Annotated in this window: 16 protein-coding genes; 5 read left to right on the top strand and 11 right to left on the bottom strand. The window is 61.0% G+C overall.

The window, feature by feature from the left end:
* Positions 1-28: 28 nt before the first annotated feature.
* The 6 genes from trmL to QZ766_RS14615 all read right to left on the bottom strand — a co-directional run bounded on the left by trmL (position 29) and on the right by QZ766_RS14615 (position 6,451).
* Entirely contained in the window at positions 29-499 is a 471-nt protein-coding gene (trmL, locus tag QZ766_RS14640) for a tRNA (uridine(34)/cytosine(34)/5-carboxymethylaminomethyluridine(34)-2'-O)-methyltransferase TrmL (RefSeq protein ID WP_297203142.1), read from the bottom strand.
* Between the two features lie 108 nt (positions 500-607).
* Positions 608-1,795 (bottom strand): FMN-dependent L-lactate dehydrogenase LldD, encoded by a 1,188-nt coding sequence (lldD, locus tag QZ766_RS14635; RefSeq protein WP_297203140.1) that lies wholly within the window; start codon positions 1,793-1,795, stop codon positions 608-610.
* A complete protein-coding gene (gene lldR, locus QZ766_RS14630) occupies positions 1,792-2,568 on the bottom strand; it encodes a transcriptional regulator LldR (protein WP_297203138.1) in 777 nt (258 codons plus the stop codon). The genes lldD and lldR overlap by 4 nt, the downstream gene beginning before the upstream one ends.
* Positions 2,565-4,220, bottom strand: coding sequence for an L-lactate permease (gene lldP, locus QZ766_RS14625; protein WP_297203136.1), 1,656 nt, complete (start codon positions 4,218-4,220; stop codon positions 2,565-2,567). Before lldP ends, lldR begins: the two co-directional genes overlap by 4 nt.
* A 270-nt stretch (positions 4,221-4,490) precedes the next feature.
* Positions 4,491-4,853, bottom strand: a complete 363-nt coding sequence (locus QZ766_RS14620) for a YibL family ribosome-associated protein (protein ID WP_297203134.1) — start codon at positions 4,851-4,853, stop codon at positions 4,491-4,493.
* Between the two features lie 110 nt (positions 4,854-4,963).
* Positions 4,964-6,451 (bottom strand): UbiD family decarboxylase, encoded by a 1,488-nt coding sequence (locus tag QZ766_RS14615; RefSeq protein ID WP_297203132.1) that lies wholly within the window; start codon positions 6,449-6,451, stop codon positions 4,964-4,966.
* A gap of 152 nt (positions 6,452-6,603) precedes the next feature.
* Between QZ766_RS14615 and QZ766_RS14610 the strand changes: the two genes are divergently transcribed.
* Positions 6,604-7,512, top strand: a complete 909-nt coding sequence (locus QZ766_RS14610; protein ID WP_297203130.1) for a LysR family transcriptional regulator — start codon at positions 6,604-6,606, stop codon at positions 7,510-7,512.
* A 1-nt stretch (position 7,513) separates the two neighbouring features.
* On the opposite strand, the gene mtlR is transcribed toward QZ766_RS14610, so the two are convergent.
* The 4 genes from mtlR to QZ766_RS14590 form a co-directional block, all read right to left on the bottom strand.
* Entirely contained in the window at positions 7,514-8,104 is a 591-nt protein-coding gene (gene mtlR, locus QZ766_RS14605) for a mannitol operon repressor MtlR (protein WP_297203301.1), read from the bottom strand.
* Positions 8,104-9,252 carry a mannitol-1-phosphate 5-dehydrogenase gene (gene mtlD / locus QZ766_RS14600; RefSeq protein WP_297203299.1) on the bottom strand — a complete coding sequence of 383 codons (1,149 nt, stop codon included), beginning with the start codon at positions 9,250-9,252 and terminating at the stop codon, positions 8,104-8,106. The genes mtlR and mtlD overlap by 1 nt, the downstream gene beginning before the upstream one ends.
* Positions 9,253-9,347: 95 nt before the next feature.
* The gene (locus tag QZ766_RS14595; RefSeq protein ID WP_297203129.1) at positions 9,348-11,264 is read right to left on the bottom strand and encodes a PTS mannitol transporter subunit IICBA; all 1,917 of its coding nucleotides are present in this window, start codon (positions 11,262-11,264) and stop codon (positions 9,348-9,350) included.
* 461 nt (positions 11,265-11,725) lie between these two features.
* Complete coding sequence (locus tag QZ766_RS14590; protein ID WP_297203127.1) at positions 11,726-12,646, bottom strand: MBL fold metallo-hydrolase; 921 nt, start codon at positions 12,644-12,646, stop codon at positions 11,726-11,728.
* 101 nt (positions 12,647-12,747) lie between these two features.
* Here QZ766_RS14590 and QZ766_RS14585 point away from each other — a divergent pair, with 101 nt between their 5' ends.
* Positions 12,748-13,677, top strand: a complete 930-nt coding sequence (locus tag QZ766_RS14585; protein ID WP_297203125.1) for a LysR family transcriptional regulator — start codon at positions 12,748-12,750, stop codon at positions 13,675-13,677.
* A 404-nt stretch (positions 13,678-14,081) separates the two neighbouring features.
* A complete protein-coding gene (locus QZ766_RS14580; protein ID WP_297203123.1) occupies positions 14,082-14,861 on the top strand; it encodes a Sua5/YciO/YrdC/YwlC family protein in 780 nt (259 codons plus the stop codon).
* Here QZ766_RS14580 and QZ766_RS14575 read toward each other — a convergent pair.
* On the bottom strand, positions 14,855-15,769 hold the full coding sequence (locus QZ766_RS14575) for a LysR family transcriptional regulator (protein WP_297203122.1): 915 nt from the start codon (positions 15,767-15,769) through the stop codon (positions 14,855-14,857). The two genes, QZ766_RS14580 and QZ766_RS14575, sit on opposite strands and share 7 nt — an antisense overlap.
* 297 nt (positions 15,770-16,066) lie before the next feature.
* Between QZ766_RS14575 and selA the strand changes: the two genes are divergently transcribed.
* The gene (gene selA / locus QZ766_RS14570) at positions 16,067-17,449 is read left to right on the top strand and encodes an L-seryl-tRNA(Sec) selenium transferase (protein ID WP_297203120.1); all 1,383 of its coding nucleotides are present in this window, start codon (positions 16,067-16,069) and stop codon (positions 17,447-17,449) included.
* Positions 17,446-19,305 carry a selenocysteine-specific translation elongation factor gene (selB, locus tag QZ766_RS14565; RefSeq protein ID WP_297203118.1) on the top strand — a complete coding sequence of 620 codons (1,860 nt, stop codon included), beginning with the start codon at positions 17,446-17,448 and terminating at the stop codon, positions 19,303-19,305. The genes selA and selB overlap by 4 nt, the downstream gene beginning before the upstream one ends.
* Positions 19,306-19,376 lie beyond the last annotated feature (71 nt).

Here is a 19,376-nt window from a genome sequence, read left to right as displayed (position 1 = left end):
TCCTCTGCCCCTGTAGCCTGATAACAGGCTAGCGTAGCACCGCGCCGGCATAGCCCAGCTGGCGCCACGCCTCGTATACCACTACCGACACCGCGTTAGACAGGTTCATGCTGCGGCTGTCCGGCATCATCGGAATGCGGATCTTCTGCTCCGGCGGCAGCGCGTCGAGAGTCGTTCCCGGCAGGCCGCGGGTTTCCGGACCAAACATCATATAGTCCCCGGCCTGATAGCCTACCGCGCTGTGTGCGGGCGTACCCTTGGTGGTCAGGGCAAACAGGCGCTGCGGGTTTTCGGCGGCCATAAATGCTGCCATGTCGCGATGGCGCTTTACGGCGGCAAACTCGTGGTAATCCAGCCCGGCGCGGCGCAGGCGCTTGTCGTCCCAGGCAAACCCCATCGGCTCGATGATGTGCAGGCGAAAGCCGGTGTTGGCGCACAGGCGGATGATGTTGCCGGTGTTCGGCGGGATCTCAGGTTCAAATAAGACGATGTTAAGCATGCTGCCCCCTTTTGACGGCGGGCAGGATAGCAGAAATCCGCAGCGGCAGGGAAAGAGGATCGCGCGGGCAGGATACCCGACTCCGCCAGCGGAGCCGGGTCTGTTTTATCAGGCCGCATCTCCGTGGGCCAGCGGCGCCAGCGCCGCGTTGAGCGCGGTGGCTTCCTGCACCAGCGAGTCGCGGGTAATATCGCGGATCGTCTTCGCGCCGGTGAGCGTCATCGCCACCCGCATCTCTTTTTCAATCAGATCCAGCAGGTTTGCCACCCCGGCCTGCCCGGCGGTAGCCAGTGCGTACAGGTAGGCGCGGCCCAGCAGCACCGTGTCGGCGCCCAGCGCAATCATCCGCACCACGTCCAGACCGTTGCGGATGCCGCTGTCGGCCATCACCGTGATGTCTCCCTTCACCGCATCGGCAATGGCGGGCAGAGCGCGGGCGGACGAGAGCACGCCGTCCAGCTGGCGGCCGCCGTGGTTGGAGACAATAATCCCGTCCGCGCCGAAGCGCACCGCGTCGCGGGCGTCATCCGGATCGAGGATCCCTTTGATCACCATCGGGCCGTCCCAGAATTCGCGGATCCACTCCAGGTCTTTCCACGAAATTGACGGATCGAAGTTGTTCGCCAGCCAGCCGATATAGTCTTCCAGTCCGGTGGGCTTGCCGAGATAAGCGGAAATATTGCCGAGATCGTGCGGGCGGCCGTTGAGGCCCACGTCCCACGCCCATTTGGGATGGGTAACGGCCTGCAGATAGCGGCGCATGGCGGCGTTCGGGCCGCTCATCCCGGAGTGGGCGTCCCGGTAGCGCGCGCCGGGTGTGGGCATATCTACGGTAAACACCAGCGTTGAGCAGCCCGCGGCCTTGGCGCGCTCCAGCGCGTTGCGCATAAAGCCGCGATCCCGCAGGACGTACAGCTGGAACCACATCGGGCGGCTAAGTTTTGGCGCCACCTCTTCAATGGGGCAGACGGAAACCGTAGAGAGGGTGAACGGAATGCCTTTGGCATCCGCTGCCGCCGACGCCTGCACTTCACCGCGCCGGGCGTACATGCCGCACAGGCCGACCGGGCCAAGGGCCACCGGCATCGACAGCGTTTCGTTAAACAGCCGGGTCTCAAGGCTCAGATCGGACATGTTGTTCAGCACCCGCTGGCGCAGCGCCACCTGGGAAAGATCCTCGACGTTGCGGCGCAGCGTGTGTTCGGCGTAGGCGCCGCCGTCGATATAGTGGAACAGAAACGGCGGCAGAGTGCGTTTCGCGGCCGCCCGGTAGTCGCTTGCTGCGGAAATAATCATCGGTTTTTCTCCCCTGAAGAAATGTCGGCGTCGCCGGGCAGGCGGGTGATGCGTGCCTGGCGGGCCCTGTCTTCGTCAAACTGCTTAATGGTGGTATGAACAAAACTGAGGTGGGCCATCATGGCCTGGCGAGCGCCGTCGGCGTCGCCGCGCAGGATGGCGTCGAGAATGGACTGGTGCTGCTCGGTGAGTCCGGCGAAAACCGGCGGCACCTGGTACATGCGCTGGCGGCTCTGCTTCACCGAGGACTGGAGCAGATCGAAGAAGCCGCGCATGGTCTGCAGCAGCACCACGTTGTGCGACGCTTCGGCAATGGCGAGGTGGAAGCGGACGTCGGCCTGGGAGGCGAGGTCCGGATCGTCAACCAGTGTCGCCTCGAAACAGAGGCGAATTTTTTCTTTATCGGCGTCGGAGGCCCGCAGCGCCGCGTGCCAGGCGGTGCTGCCCTCGATGGCGTGGCGGGCTTCGAGAATATCAAAGCTGTAATCCGGATCGTCCGCCAGCAGGCCCTTCAGGGGCTGAACAATATTCTGCTCAGACCAGGGCTCGTGCTGCCAGCGCACGAAGGTGCCGCCGCCGCGGCGGCTTAGCAAAAGTCCCTCGCTTACCAGCTTCGCCAGCGCCTCCCGCAGCGAGTTGCGGGAGACGCCGAGCCGGATTGCCAGCTGGCGTTCGGCGGGTAATCTCATGCCCGCCTCCAGCTGCTGTTCGTTAATCAGCGCCCGAATGCGGTCTGCAACATCGTCCGCGAGGCGCCGTGGCATCACTATCATGGGATCATCCAGGTTAAAACATAGGCCTGCAGGGTGGTAATCAGCCCCACCATACAGGTGAAAATCAGGCTGTGCTTAACGGTAAAGCGGAACAGGTCCGACTCCTTGCCCACCAGCCCCACCGCCGCGCAGGCAATGGCGATGGACTGCGGCGAAATCATCTTGCCGGTCACGCCGCCGGTGGTGTTGGCCGCCACCATCAGCAGGTCCGAGACGCCAATCTGCTGGGCGGCGGTGGCCTGCAGCGCGGCAAACAGCGCGTTGGAGGAGGTATCCGATCCGGTCAGGAACACGCCCAGCCAGCCGAGGAACGGCGAGAAGAACGGAAACGCGCTGCCGGTGTGGGCCAGCGCCAGCGCCAGGGTAGACGACAGGCCGGAGTAGTTCGAGATAAAGGCAAACGCCAGCACCATGCCGATAGAGTAGATGGGCAGCGCCAGCTCCTTCAGCGTCAGGCTGAAGGTGGCAATGGCGTCGCGCGGCTTCATGCGCAGTTTGATGATGGAGAGCAGCGCGGCGAACAGAATGGCGGTGCCGGTCGCGGAGAGCCAGTCGAGCTTAAAGACTGCGGCATACGGCGTGGCCTCGCTGACCACCGGCGGCATGCGGGCAACCAGCTTATCGAGCATCGGCACCGGTACGGCAATCACCCAGTCGTACAGCGCGCCGCCCGGAGCGAACAGCGCTTTAAACGGCGGAATGCTCCACAGCGTCACGGTGGCGGTGAGGAACAGGAACGGCGACCAGGCGCGAATAATCTGCCCGGCGCTGTATTTGGTTTGCGCCAGCGTCATGTCTACCTGCGAAGCGCCCATGTCGCCGAAGCGGAAAATGCGCACCGGCTTCCAGCGCTTGAGGAACAGCGTCAGGCACACCAGCGATACCAGCGATGAGATGATGTCCGGCAGTTCCGGGCCGAGGAAGTTGGAACTCAGGAACTGGGCAACGGCAAACGAGCCGCCGGCGACGATTACCGCCGGCCATGTCTCTTTAATGCCGCGCCAGCCGTCCATAATCGCCATGATCCAGAACAGGACAATAATCGTCAGGAACGGCAGCTGGCGGCCTACCATCTGGCCAATCTGGAAGCTGTCGAGCCCCGTTACCTGCCCGGCTACCAGAATCGGAATCCCCATCGCGCCGAACGCCACCGGCGCGGTATTGACAATCAGGCACAGCCCGGCGGCGTACAGCGGATTAAAGCCCAGCCCCACCAGCAGCGCTGCGGTGATGGCCACCGGCGCGCCGAAGCCGGCGGCCCCTTCCAGGAAGGCCCCGAAAGAGAAGCCGACGATCAGCATCTGCAGGCGCTGGTCCGGCGTAATGGAGAGGATAGAGGAGCGGATAATGTCGAACTGCCCGGTTTTCACCGAGATTTTGTAGACGAACACCGCCGCGATAATTATCCAGGCAATCGGCCAGAGCCCGTAGAGGAAACCGTACACCACCGACGCCAGCGCGCGATCCACCGGCATCTTATAAAACAGCAGCGCCACCGCCAGGGCGATCAGCACCGTAACGCTGGCCGCCACGTAGCCTTTGAGCTTGAGCTTAATCAGGGCAAAGAAGAAGAACAGAATAGGCAGCGCGGCAACCAGGCTGGAGAGCCAGATATTGCCGGCGGGATCGTAGTTTTGTTGCCACAGATTCATGCAGAGGTCTCCAGTGGGGCCCACATTGCGCGACCGGGTCTTTGCCCGTCTTAATACGCACGTAATGTAAAATTGGCCCTGCCAATAGTGCAGTGTAGGGTTAATGACAACGAATGGTTAATCAGATGTTGCTTCTTAGCAACGTGGCTGTTGCGCTATCTTGCAGATCTGTGAGGAGGTGTACAGATTAAAGGGATATTGGTAGGGCCAATTTCGGCGAGGTAAGAAAAAAGCCCTCTTCGTGGAAGAGGGCCTTGCGAGAGGCGGCGATCAGAACTCGGTCTTCGAGAATCCCGTCATCTCTTCGAGGGACATTTCCCGGCCAAGGGCGGTCATGGGGTGCACCACCACCAGGCCGCGCACGCTTTTCTTCAGCTTGCCCATATCGGCCTGCTCTTTTTTGGTGATGGCGCGGCGGTACGGCATCGCCATCAGCTTCTGCGCTTCTTTACTCAGCTTCTGGCTCTGCACGCCGCGCAGGCGGATGATTTCCGCCTCGATAGTCTCTTTCTCTTTCTCAAGTTCGGCATATTTATCGGCGGCATCTACCAGCGGCATATCGGCCTGCTGGTGGCGGATGGCGTCGAGGCGATCGCTCAGGCGCTTGATTTCGTTCTTTTCAACTTCTTTCATGGTTTCGGGCTACGTGTCGTAAAAGTGTATCGATGGCCTATAGTATGCGCTGAGCGCCGCGACTGATAGTCCACGGCGATGAATTTTAGCTAATCTGCAGCGAATACCCGCTATTTTTTGCGATTAAAGCCGGGAATGAAGCGTTCTACGTCCACGTCCATAAACGCGCTGCGCCGGAAGCTGTGTTTCATGTCGTAGGGCACCGTGCAGTCGAAAATGGTCTTGCAGGCGATGCCGCGATCGCGAATCGACGGGCTGAAGGCCGGGTCCGACGACGGGTCGAGAGGATGGCAGCGCACGCCGGGAATAAACACCGTGCTGGCATCGCCCTGGTAGCGGGTAGTCATCGCCCACATCACGTCATTCATATCGAAAATATCCACGTCCTCGTCCACCAGCATGACGTGCTTCAGCTCGGAGAACGCCGCGAAGGCCAGCAGGGCGGCCTGGCGCTGGCGCCCTTCGTCTCCGGCGAAGCGTTTTTTCACCTGAATCACCGCCAGGTATTTGCCGGTGCCCGGCGACGGGCAGTGTACGTTCTGCACGAAGCCCGGCAGGGCGCGCTCCACCATTTGCAGAATGCTGGCTTCGGTAGGAATGCCCGCCAGATTAGTGTGTTCGTCGCTCGGGCCGATGCAGGTTTGCAGGATCGGATGGCGGCGGTGGGTAATGGCTTTCACTTTAATTACCGGCACGGCGGCCTGCGCTTCGCCGGTGTACCCCGGAAATTCCGGCATCGCTTTGCCGGTGTGGGTATGCTGGTCCTCCTGCACGCGGTAGTTCGGCAGTAGCTCCCCTTCAATCACAATCTCAGCGTTAGCGATGGCCCGGGCGCCGACGGTGATGCATTCGGTCAGCTCCACTGGCCGGTTGCGCAGGCTGCCGGCTATCGACAGCTCGTCAAAGCCCAGCGGTGTGGTAGGCGGTTCGAAGCAGGCGCCAATCTCAATGGCCGGATCTACGCCGATGCTGACCGAAATCGGCAGCGGCTTGCCGGCGGCTTCCGCTTTCTGGCGGAAAACGTCGAGATGGCGGCCGGGTACGAAATACATCGAAATTTCATCTCTGCCCTGCACGCACAGGCGGTGGATGGTCACGTCGTGCTCGCCGGTTTCGGGGTCGGCGGCGTAACACATGCCGAGGGTGAAATAGGGGCCCGCGTCTTCCGGCGTGTTGGTGGGAGCAGGCAGAATTTTCAGGATATCAAAGTCCGGATCCGAGGCCAGGTGCACCACCTCCTGGCACTTCGCCTGCTCGCGCGGAATAACCACCGGCGCAATAGGATTGGCGACCGAGTCCTTCAGCAGGAAGGCCAGCTTTTCCGGCTCGGTGCCGAACAGGCGCGCCACGCGCCGGCGGGAGCAGAGCAGGCCAATCAGCACCCGCATGTCGTCGTAACCTTTGATACGGTTAAAGATCATGGCCGGGCCCACGCGGGTTGGGCGCATCACCGTGCCGTGCGCGCCGACGTAGCGGTACACGCCGGAGAGTTCAGCAGCAGGATCGACGGGTTCATCGGTGCCGATCAGTTCGTCGCCGTAGCGGTCAAGTAGGGCCAGCGCCGAGCGTAAATCGTTAACGGGTGCATGTTCAGACATTAAATTTTCCTCTCATCGTTATTTTTGCGCGCGCTGTTGGAAGAGCACGCTTATTGTTTGTAGGGTTTATTTTCACGGCGGTCGGCAGTAAAAATCCAATATTAAACTTGCTATATTTAATAAGTATTTTTTATTAGTTCAGCGAGGTCGCCGTGGAATATCGACAGTTGCGCGCGTTTGTGGTGCTGGCCGAAGAGCTGCACTTTGGCAGGGCCGCGCTGCGGCTTAATATCGCCCAGCCGGCGCTCAGCCAACAGATTAAAAGCCTGGAGTCGAGCCTCGGCCTGGCCCTGTTTAACCGCGATAAGCGCAACGTGGCCCTGACGTTTGAAGGCCGGCAGCTGGTGGAAAAAGCGCAGAGCGTGCTGGAGCACTATCGCGCTTTCCAGGAGCGTGCCGGCAGCCTGCGCGCGGGTTTTCAGGGGCAGATCACGCTCGGCTATGTCGGCTCCTCGATTCTCGATCCGGCAATGCCGCTGTTAATTAACGGTTACCGCAGGCAGCATCCCGGGATCCGGGTCTCGATTGAAGAACATAATGTTAACAGCCAGCTGGCGCTGCTGAGGGAGGGCCAGCTCGATTTTGGCCTCGTGCGCTCCCCGGTGCCGCGAAGCCACGAGCTGGAGTATCTCGACGTAGCTACCCGCCCGCTGGTGGCGGCGCTGCCCTACGATCATCCGCTGGCGGGCACCTCCAGGATCGACCTCGCCGCCCTCGCCGATATGCCGTTTCTGATCCAGGACGATCCGCCGGGAATCGGGCTGGGCTGGTCGGTGCTGCGCGCCTGCGAGCGGGCGGGATTTGTACCGGGAAAGGTACAGCTCACCCGCGACGTGTCGGTGGCCATTAGCCTGGCGTCAACCGGAATGGGCGTGGCGCTGGTGCCGGAGACCCAGCGGTCGGTGATGATGACTGACGTCAGCTACTGCGCGCTGGAGGATGCCGAGGCGACCACTACGCTTACCTTAATCTGGAAGCGGCGCGGTAAAAACGGCGCGCTGGCGGATTTTATTGGCTACGCCAAAGGGCTGACCTGCTGCTCGGAAGGGAAGAGAGGATAAGCTACTTCTGAAAGGCTTTTTTCAGGCTGATACGCGAGATCAGCTCTGTCAGTGAAAGGACCATTGTTGAGCGCACCACCTGCTGATAGCGCTGGCGCTGCATGTCGTAGAGTTCAGCGTCGCTGCTGTCAAAATGCGGCTGCGGGGGCAGGGCGTCAACACAGTGCAGCTCGCCCAGGGGGCCGAGGATCTCGTCATCGGTGAAGGCGTAGTCGCTGCCGTCGTAATTAAGCTCTTCGCGCAGGGCCATCAGCAGCTCGGCATCTTCATACTCGGCCCGGTTGATAACGCCCAGGCCGTAGATAAGCTTCAGGCGTACCGACAGATTGCCCAGCGGGCCTTCGCCGTCCAGCAGCGGCTCCACGGCGTACTTTACCGCGTAATCGTCTTTGCGAAAGACCTGAAGCACCAGCATGTTCACCGCTTCTGTCAGCAGCTCGACCGCGGCTATCAGGAAGCTTCGGACGGTTTTACCGCCGTTCAGACGCTCAAGCACCCGATTTTCAAAAGCCTGGGTTTGTTCCATTATTGCCTGCATATCTGACAATCTGTTGATGAGGTGCTGCCCGCCGGACAGCACCGGATCGGGCATCATCGGCTGGCGTTATAGTCGTTAACGGCTTCAACGACAACGTCGCTGTGGGCATCCAGCCCGGAGATTTCAGCCAGCGCCGCCTGCGGACCTTTAGCGTTAATCAGCGCTTCCAGCTCCTGCGCCTGCGGATCTTCCGCGCTGCGGTAGTGCATGGCAGCGGCGATGCCCTTGATCAGGTTGGCGTGGGGCAGACCGTACTCCAGGGTGCCCAGCAGCGGCTTGATCAGGCGATCGCCGGCGCTCAGCTTGCGCAGCGGCTGGCGTCCTACCCGCTCAACGTCATCTTGCAGGAACGGGTTTTCAAAGCGGCCAAGGATTTTCTGGATATAGGCCGCGTGCATGTCAGCATCAAAGCCGTAGCGCTTAATCAGCACCGCGCCGCTCTCTTCCATCGCGCCTTTCACCACCGCGCGGATCGCCGTATCCAGAATCGCTTCGCGAATGGTTTGCAGGCCTGCCTGCTTGCCGAGGTAGGCGGTTATAGCATGCCCGGTGTTCAGGGTGAAGAGTTTACGCTCAACAAACGCCATCAGGTTGTTGGTAAGTTCCATACCCGGGATCGCCGGCAGCGGGCCTTTGAACTGGGTTTCATCAACGATCCACTCGCTGAAGGTTTCCACGGTCACTTCCAGCGGATCCTGCGTGGCGGAGGCCGACGGCGGTACGATGCGGTCTACGGCAGAGTCGACGAAGCCGACGTGTTCGGCGACCCAGGCTTTGTCCTCTTCCGCCAGCGCGGCGTCAACGTGGCCTTTCAGCTGGGTCGTGCCGCGCACCATGTTTTCACAGGCGATGATATTCAGCGGCGCGGTGTTGCCCGCGGCCCGGCGCTTGCTGAGGCCTTTAGCGATGGCCGGCGCAATACGCTCCAGCACCACCGGACCCACCGCGGTAGTGACCAGGTCGACGTTTGCAATCAGATCGATAACCTCGTCGCCGATGCTGCTGACGGCGCTGACGCCGGAGACGGTGTCCACCTGCTCCTGTTCTCCGACCACGTGAACCTGATAGCTGTGGCGGGCGTTGAGCGCGTCCAGCACCGTCTGGTTAACGTCGGCAAACGTCAGGGAGATACCGGCGTCCGCCAGCAGTTTGCCAATAAAGCCGCGGCCAATGTTACCTGCGCCAAAGTGTAATGCTTTCATCATCGTTACCTTTCAATGTTGTTACCCGAGAGGGCTGGGGTGAGGCTTTCCCCTCACCCCAGCCCTCTCCCGGTGGGGAGAGGGGGGAAACGGCGTTACGGTTTCGGGGCAATCAGATCCAGCACTTCCTGCACACTCTGGGTGGTGGCCAGACGCTCAATAACCGCGTCGTCGTCCAGCGCATTGGTCAGGGCAGTAATGACGTGAATGTGCTCGTTGTTGCGCGCCGCGATGCCGATCACCAGGCGAGCGACCTCGTCCGGTTCGTCGCCGAAGCGCACGCCTTCCGGGTACTGGCAGAAGACGATGCCGGTTTTCAGCACCCGATCTTTTGCTTCGATGGTGCCGTGCGGCACGGCGATGGATTCGCCGAGGTAGGTCGAGGTCAGCTGCTCGCGCGCCAGCATGGCGTCGATATAGGCCGGCTCAACGTAGCCGCCTTTCACCAGCTGCTCGCCCGCGAAACGGATCGCCTCTTCTTTATTTGTTGCCTTGCAGCCGAGGAAGACGTTTTCCGGGCCCGGCTTGAACAGGTGAGTTTCGCTCTCATCGAAGCTGTCTTTCAGGTTGTCGCGCACTTTAACTTCGTTACTTTCGTGGCGCTGGGCCGCCGCCAGACGCTCGGTCAGGCTGCTGTACAGGCCGCTGTCTAAGAAGTTGGTCAGGGAGATGTGCTGGGCCTGTGGCACCTGGCGCATCGCGCGTTCGGTCAGGTCGCGGTGAGTGATCACCAGGTCCACGTCCGGCGGCAGGTTATTGATCGCGCTGTTGGTGACGGAAATGTGGTCCAGACCCGCGTCTTTTACTTTTTTACGCAGCACGCCGGCGCCCATGGCGCTGGAGCCCATGCCCGCGTCGCAGGCAACAATGATTTTGCGCACGTGGCTCAGGTCACTGGTCACGTCACCGGCAGCCAGCGGAGAGGCGGCGCCTTTGGAGGCCGCTTTCATGTCCTGCATCCGGCGAGTTGCGGCATCAATGTCATCTTCTTCCTTCACTTTGCTGGTTTTCAGCAGGAAGGCAGCGACCACGAAAGAGACGGCGGTAGCGGCAAGAATTGCTGCAATATTGGCGAAGTAGGCGCCTTTTGGCGTCATCGCCAGCACGGCCAGGATGGATCCCGGAGAAGCCGGAGAGACCAGGCCGCCGTTCAGCAGCGTCAGGGTAAAGACGCCGGTCATGCCGCCGAGGATCACGGCGATAATCAGGCGCGGGTTCATCAGCACGTACGGGAAATAGATCTCGTGGATGCCGCCGAGGAAGTGAATGATTGCTGCGCCGCCCGCGGACTGCTTCGCGCTGCCGCGGCCGAAGAACATATATGCCAGCAGAACGCCCATGCCCGGACCCGGGTTGGCTTCAATCAGGAAGAAGATGGACTTGCCGAGCTCGTTGGACTGCTGAATACCCAGCGGCGAGAAGATGCCGTGGTTAATGGCGTTGTTGAGGAACAGGATTTTCGCCGGTTCAACAAAGATAGACGCCAGCGGCAGCATGTCGTGGGCGACCATGAAGTTAACGCCCGACGCCAGAAGTTTGGACAGCACCTCAACCGCAGGACCGATACCGAGGAACGCCAGAATGGCGAGGATCATCCCGATAATGCCCGCGGAGAAGTTATTTACCAGCATTTCAAAGCCGGATTTGATTTTGCCGTCGACGGCTGCGTCAAATTTCTTGATGCAGTAGCCGCCCAGCGGGCCGGCAATCATCGAACCGAGGAACATCGGCATGTCGGCGCCCACGATAACGCCCATGGTCGTGATCGCACCTACCACGCCGCCGCGCTCGCCGCCTACCAGGCGTCCGCCGGTGTAGCCAATCAGCAGCGGCAGCAGGTAGGTGATCATCGGGCCGACCAGCTTCGCCAGCGTCTCGTTCGGCAACCAGCCTGTCGGAATAAACAGAGCGGTGATAATGCCCCACGCGATAAACGCGCCGATATTTGGCATCACCATATTGCTGAGGAATCGACCAAAGCTTTGCACTTTGATCTTGATATCGGATGACATAAAAAACACCCCTTCTTAGTTGCTGTCGCGAGGCCGGAGGCCCGAGGTTTGTTGTTAATGAGTGGCAGAGGAAGCCGGATAATGTTAATGAGCTGAAATCTGGCATCGAAAGGCGAAGCTGTCCAGCAGGCGGGATTTTGTGTGACTCGTGTCACGAATTGGTGTGGGGTAGGCGGTGTTTTAGAGTGACTTAGATCACATAAATGGATTTGCGCCTGCTAAATCGTGACCAAAAATGCGGTGCTATTGGTCTTGTAAGTGATATGTGTCACATTTCTGAATCGTCTGTTTATTCGAGAAGTGTGAGGTGTTTCACAAAGTATTTTTAACCGGACGGTAACGAATGTGACGGGGCGCAAACTTTCCGGCGCGGCGCAAATGTAACAACAGGCTCGACGCGCTGCGCCGGGCCTGTTAAAACAGAATGCCGATCCCGGCACTCCGATCATCGCTGATGCCGCTTATTTCCAGGCCATCTCGCCTTTGGCCACTTTGGCACTCAGCTCCAGCGAAACTTCGCCGCCGAGACCGGGATAGCGCGCGTTCATCGCTTTAATCAGCGCGGCTGAGTTTTTCGCGTTGGCCGCTGCTTTATCGAAGGCGCGGATGTAGTCGGCGGTAAAATCTACTGCCTGCACGCCAGACGGCATCTGGCCGACGAAGTGGCCCGGAATGACGACGCGCGGCGAAAGCGCTTTGATTTGCGCCAGGGTTGCCAGCCAGTCGATGTGGGACTTCGCGGTTTGCGTATCCGCCATCCATACGTGCTCGCCCGCCTGCACCGGAATACCGCCGGCAACCGTTCTGATGGATGGGATCCAGACAACGGTGCGGTCCGGCGTCGGGCCGATGATTTTCAGCGGCTGGCCTTCAAGCTCGATCGTATCGCCCACCAGCGGCTGCGGTACGATCAGGGTTTTCGGCGCGTTGGCGGCCAGCTTTGGGCCCCAGATTTTCAGCTTTTCGGCCTTCGTTTCCTCGATGTGGGCGATGGTCTGCGGCGTGGCGAGGATTTTCGCGTCCGGGAAAGCGGCGTGGAGGGTGTCCAGCCCGAAGTAGTAGTCCGGATCGCCGTGGCTGATATAGATGGTGGTCAGGCGCTTGCCGGAGGCTTTGATCTGTTCTGCCAGCTTGCGGGCCTGCTCGGCGGAGAACTGGGCGTCGATCAGCACCGCGTCTTTATTGCCTTCCACCAGCACCGAAGAGACGGCAAAAATGGCCTGCTCGCCGGGATTAAATACCACGGTTTTCAGCGCCTGCTGCTGCGCGCCGGATACCGCTGTGGCGGATGTTTTAGCAATGGCTTCGTGAGGCTGGCAGCCGGCGATCAGTGATGCCAGCAGGATAGCGCCGGCAGGCAGTGCATAACGGGATAACATCATTGAGTTCACCTTATTAATTCATTGTGGTCAGCGGTATCGCATGCCGCAGACTATATCGGCTCCCTATTGACAGATAAACGCATACAATACGAACATATAGTATGGAAAAAATAAACAATATCGATAGCGTGACCTCCGTAGAGGGCTTTAGTCTTAACCGCATCGTCTATTTTGTCGCGGTGGTGGAGGCAGGCTCGTTCACTGCCGCCGCCGACCGGCTGGGGATCACTAAAGCGGTGGTCAGCCAGCAGGTGGCGAGGCTCGAAGCGGATTTCAATATTGCGCTGCTGATCCGCACCACCCGCCGGGTGCGGCTGACCGAGGCCGGCGAAGGCTTTTACCTGCGCTGTATCCGCATTTTGAAAGAGGCTGAAAACGCCTTTGGCGAGCTGTCGGAGTCTTCCGGCAAACCTTCCGGCGTGCTGCGCCTTACCGCGCCCTACGACTACGGCATTGAAGTGATCGTCCCCGCGCTGGCCCGCTTTACCACCCGCTACCCGGACTGCAAAGTGGAGGTGAGCTTCAGCGACCAGATTCAGGACATCAATGCCAGCCAGTTCGATCTTTCGGTGCGCATGGGCTGGCTGACCGAATCGCATCTTCAGGGGCGCAAAATAGGCACGTTTGCCCAGAAGCTGGTGGCCTCCCCGGTGCTGTCGGCGCAGTTTGCCGGTATTGGCGCGCCGTCTGAACTGCAGAACGCCTCGCTGATTGCCAATACCGCACTGAAAGAGCCCACCCGGCTGGTTTTCTCCCGCGGCGCAGAGCAGCAAAAAGTCGCTATTCAGGCGTCGATGCTGTTTAACGCCACCCTGGCGGTGCACCGCGCAGTGCTGGCGGGCGGCGGTATTGCCGTGCTGCCGGATTATGTGGTGGCCGGGGATATTGCAGAGGGAAGGCTGTTTGAGGTTCTGCCCGACTGGACGCTGCCCGCTGCCGACATCTATATCGTCTATCCCACCACCAGCTATCGCCCGGCCAAAGTGAGCGCCTTCGTCGACATTTTTACCCGCATGCTGGCGGAGCGTTGAGAGATCAGATTAAGCGTATATATACCCTAAATAATTCGAGTTGCTTGACAAAGCATCTCTGATGCTTTGAGCAGCGCTTGCGCTGACCCTGAAAGGGTGAGGCCGCAGGCCGAATAACGCGGCAAGTGAGTGAATCCCCGGGAGCTTGACTTCCGTAAGTGACCGGGGTGAACGACAAATCTGTCTGGAGCAGATTTGAACGTCGCGGAGCGGCGGCCCTTCAGGGCGAGGCTCAGGGATGAGCCGAGTAATAAAGCCAACGCACAAGCAGCTTGAAGTATGACGGGTATAGATGTCTTCTGTTGCAGGAGAGGAACAATGCGCCCAATTAGCGACCATTGATTGCCGGACTCACCGGCGGCGGCAATGATGCAGGGACTTCTCCCTCATCAGCGAGCGTAAATATGACCCACAGCAAAGTTGTCTGGAACGGCGGCGTCCAGCCAGAAGCCATGACCCTGTTAGCCGCCGACGGCGGAATGATTGTCTGCCCCACCAAAGTGGGCTACATCATCATGACCTCGGACAAGGCCGGGCTCGAACGCAAGTTTGAAGCCAAGCAGCGCAACCGCAACAAGCCCGGCGTGGTGCTGTGTGCCAGCATGGAGCAGCTCAAATCGCTGGCGCAGCTTAATCCGGAAATTGAGGCGTTTTATCAGGCCCACTGGGACGCGGATATCCTGCTTGGCTGCATCCTGCCGTGGAAACCGGAAGCCGTGGCGCAGCTGGCCGATGACGGGCTAAAGGCGTTGATGATGGACGGCCGCCAGACCAGCTGTTTCGTCATTAAATTTGGCAAGCCCGGCGAAATGCTGGCCGACGCGCTGTGGAGCCAGCACGGCAAGCTGGCCTTCGCCAGCTCGGCGAATCCTTCCGGCAAGGGCAACCGCGGCCTGGTGGAGGGGATTGGCGAGCGCATTGAGTCCCGGGCGGATTTAATTATCAGCGCTAACGACTACGTGGCGTCAATCCAGTCGGGTAAAAGCGAGGACGCGCGCTACGAGCAGGGCGTAATGGTGTCGATGGTGGACAGCGAGGGCCGCCTGGTGCCGGAGCAGCGCGGGCAGCGCAAAGTCACGCCGTGCCCGGTACTGATCCGCAAAGGGCTGGACGTCGATAAAATCATGGCGCTGCTGGCGGACGGCTTTACCAGCTGGGACTACCGCCACGGCGACTACTACTGATTTTCCCGCCCCTCTGCGGCAGCAATGTGCTGCTGCAGATCTTCACTAAAGCGCCTGATGCTCTCGGTTAACGTCTGTTTCTCTTTTGCCAGCAGCCAGATTTTATGCTCGTCCATTGTCCAGCCCGGCAGCAGCCTCACCAGCTGCCCGCTCTCGACGAAGGCGCGGGCGGCGTAGGCGGGCAGATAGGCGATACCGCAGCCGGAAAGCGCCATATTCATCAGCGTAATGCTGTTGTTACTGCGAAAGCGGCTCTCGACGCTAAGGGCAAATTTCTGCTTCTCTTTGCGAAACGGCAGCGACACCGTGCGGGCCACGCCGCGAAATAAAATGTAGTCGTGACAGGGCAGGTCTTTCGGTACCACGATGGGTTTGATGTGCCGCAGATAGTCCGGGGTGGTGTACAGCCCCCAGCTGATTGCGCACAAATAGCGGGCGTGCTCGTGGGCGGGTGTGCCCTGCAGGACTTCAATCACCAGATCGTAATGGCTCTCGCGGATATCCACCTCTTTATCCGAGAGATCCAGGTCGATGCGGGCGTGAAGATTATTTTTCAGAAAGCGGCTCAAGACCGGCACCACGTGCTGGGTGCCGAAGGTCACCGGCGCCAGCAGGGTCATCGTTCCTTCCGGCGGGCGGTAATATTCCCGGATAAACGCCTCCGATTCCGCGAGCGTCTCAACGATGCGGGTGCAGTAGCGCGCATACTCCGCGCCCAGCCCGGTGATTTCAATTTTGCGGGTGGTTCTTTTCAGCAGCGGTCCGCCAGTAGCCTCTTCCAGCTGGGCGATGGCCCGGCTGACGGAAGATTTTGACACTCCCAGCGAGCGGGCGGCCTCCGTGACGCTCAGCGTTTCGGCAACCCGGGCAAATATTGCCATCGGCAGTAAGTTTTCGACCTTATCCACGCGCTTTCTCCGCGATGTTTTTCAGCAGGAATCTCTCCGTCATGCTTCGGGTTGCCTGCGTATTGGCTTCTTTTGTCCATCCCGCATGCAACTCGACGTATTTAGGGTATACCATAAAAAATTCGGCCCGCGGCGGTTAAGATCAAACCGCCTGCCAGCGCTTCCTGCTACTGTGTATGGCTTCGCCCGCCGGGCTGGCGCAACCTTTACGGCGCGTCTGCTATGATTCACGCTGGCGGCAGATTACCGTCTTCTGACCCCTCTCCCGTCGGGAGGAGGCAAACTACAGGTTTATCCATGACTACCGAAAATCCATCGCCGTTTAGCCAGATCCCCGCCACCGATCGCCTGCTGCGCGAGCCCGCGTTTGCGCCGCTGCTGGACACTTTTGGCCATGCGCAGGTGACTCATGCCTTGCGCCAGTTGCAGGAAGAGGCCCGGGCGCATATCCGCGCCAGCGGCACGCTGCCTGGCTGGAGCGGCGACTGGGCAAAGGCGGTAGACACGCTACTCAGACCGCAAACGGTGCTGCGTCCGGTATTCAATCTTACCGGCACCGTGCTGCACACCAATCTGGGCCGCGCGATCCAGGCGGAAGCGGCGATAGAAGCGGTGACCCAGGCCATGCGCTCTCCGGTGACCCTTGAATACGATCTCGACGGCGCCGGGCGCGGTCACCGGGATAGAGGGATCGCCGACCTGCTGTGCCGGCTGACCGGCGCGGAAGATGCCTGCATCGTTAATAATAACGCGGCGGCGGTGCTGCTGATGCTGGCGGCCACCGCCGAAGGCAAAGAGGTGGTAGTTTCCCGGGGCGAGCTGGTGGAGATCGGCGGCGCGTTCCGCATTCCCGACGTGATGCGCCAGGCCGGCTGCGTGCTGCGCGAAGTGGGCACCACCAACCGCACCCACCAGCGGGACTACCGCGAGGCGGTGGGAGAAAATACGGCCCTGCTGATGAAGGTTCATACCAGCAACTACAGCGTTGAGGGTTTTACCAAAGCGGTCGATGAGGCTGAGCTGGCGGACATTGGCCGCGAGCTGAATGTGCCGGTCATTGCCGATTTGGGCAGCGGTTCGCTGGTGGATTTGAGTCTGTATGGCCTGCCCCGGGAGCCGATGCCGCAGACGCTGATTGCCAGCGGCGTGAGCCTGGTGAGCTTCTCCGGCGACAAGCTGCTCGGCGGCCCGCAGGCCGGAATTATCGTCGGCAAGCGGGCGCTGATTGCAAAGCTGCAAAAGCACCCGCTCAAGCGCGCCCTGCGCGCCGATAAGATGACCCTGGCAGCGCTGGAGGCCACGCTGCGCCTCTATCTGCATCCTGAAAAGCTGGCGGAGGCTCTGCCGACCCTGCGTCTGCTGACCCGCACGGCCGAGGCGCTGCGCGCGCCGGGCGAGCGGTTGCTGGCGGCGCTGGCGCCCGCGTTTCCCGACTTTACCCTGCGGCTGGAGCCGTGCCTGTCGCAGATCGGCAGCGGCTCGCTGCCGGTCGACCGCCTGCCGTCTCTGGGGCTGACCTTTGCCCCTAACGACGGGCGTGGCAGCAGCCTGGAGGCATTGGCTGAGAAGCTGCGCAGCGGTGTGGTGCCGGTGATTGGCCGCATCAGTGACGCCCGGCTGTGGCTCGACCTGCGCTGCCTCGAAGATGAATCCCGCTTTCTGGAGATAATGCTGAAATGATTATTGCCACCGCCGGTCACGTTGACCACGGCAAAACTACGCTGCTGCAGGCGATCACCGGGATCAACGCCGATCGCCTGCCGGAAGAAAAAGCGCGCGGAATGACGATTGATTTAGGCTATGCCTACTGGCCGCAGCCCGACGGGCGCGTGCCGGGCTTTATCGACGTGCCGGGGCATGAAAAGTTTCTCGCCAATATGCTGGCCGGCGTGGGCGGCATCGATCACGCCCTGCTGGTGGTGGCCTGTGACGACGGCGTGATGGCCCAGACCCGGGAGCATCTGGCTATCCTGCAGCTGACCGGTAGCCCGACGTTAACGGTGGCGCTGACCAAAATCGATCGCGTGGATAGCAGCAGAATTGCCGACGTTCGCCGGGAAGTTACCAACGTTCTTCAACAGTACGGCTTCAACGGCGCAGCGATATTTGAAACTGCGGCTGCCGAAGGGGTCGGGATTGAGGCGCTGCGCGCGCATCTGCTGAACCTGCCCGAGCGCCAGCATACCGGAGACAAACGTTTCCGGCTGGCGCTGGACCGCGCCTTTAGCGTGAAAGGCGCAGGGCTGGTGGTGACCGGCACGGCGCTTTCCGGTGAAGTGCGTGTCGGCGATACGCTGTGGCTGACCGGCGTTGATAAGCCGGTTCGCGTGCGCGGCCTGCACGCCCAGAATCAGCCGGTAGAGCAGGCGCGTGCCGGGCAGCGCATTGCCCTGAACATTACCGGCGACGTGGAAAAAGAGGATCTGCACCGGGGCGACTGGCTGCTGGCGCAGGAGCTGCCCGCGGCGTCGGAGCGGGTGATCGTTGAGCTGGCCCGCCACGCGCCGCTCGGCCAGTGGCAGCCGCTGCACATTCACCACGCGGCGAGCCACATTACCGGGCGGGTTTCCCTGCTGGAGGGCAATCTGGCGGAGCTGGTGCTGGACGCGCCGCTGCGGCTGGCGGATAACGATCGGCTGGTGCTGCGGGATATTTCTGCCCGGGAAACGCTGGCCGGCGCGCGGGTCGTCGCGCTCAATCCTCCCCGGCGCGGCAAGCGCAAGCCGGCCTATCTGCAGTGGCTGGCCGAGCTTGCCGAGGCGCAAACCGACGCGCGGACACTGGCGGTTCATCTGCAGCGCGGCGCGGTTAGCCGCCGGGCCTTCGGCTGGGCGCGGCAGCTCGGCGAGGGCGGATTAGCCGCGCTGATCCGCGAACCGGAAACCATCGTTGCCGGGGATAGCCTGCTCAGCGCCGGGGTTGCCGCCGGCTGGCAGCAGGCGCTGCTGAAAGCGCTGGCGGTTTATCACGAACAGCACCGCGACGAGCCCGGCCCCGGGCGCGAACGCCTGCGGCGTATTGCGCTGCCGGTGGAAGATGAAGGGCTGGTGCTGGCGCTTATCGAGCAGCTGCGGGCCAGCGGCGTTATCGCCAGCCACCACGGCTGGCTGCACCTGCCGGAACACCAGGCGGGCTTTACCGACGAGCAGGCCGCGGTGTGGCAGAAAGCGCAGGCGCTGTTTGCCGATGAGCCGTGGTGGGTTCGGGATTTAGCGCGGGAAACCGCCACCGACGAGGCGCTGATGCGCGCAACCCTGCGCCAGGCGGCGCAGCAGGGGATCATCACCGCGATCGTTAAAGATCGCTATTACCTCAACGATCGCATTGTGCAGTTCGCCCAGCTGATCCGCCGGCTGGATCTGGCGCGCGGATCGACCTGCGCGGCGGACTTTCGCGACAGCCTCGGCGTCGGGCGCAAGCTGGCGATCCAGATCCTCGAGCACTTTGACCGCATCGGTTTTACCCGCCGCCGCGGTAACGATCACCTTTTACGGGACGCAATGTTGTTTCCTGCAACCGATCCATTAAATGAGTGATCTTCCTCGTAAATACTAATTATGGCTGGCGAATTATTCGCCAGCTGAATATATCCTTGCAAAGCACCTAC

The organism is uncultured Pluralibacter sp., from assembly GCF_913775985.1.
Lineage (GTDB): Bacteria > Pseudomonadota > Gammaproteobacteria > Enterobacterales > Enterobacteriaceae > Pluralibacter.
This window is presented reverse-complemented; position numbering and strand designations above follow the sequence as displayed.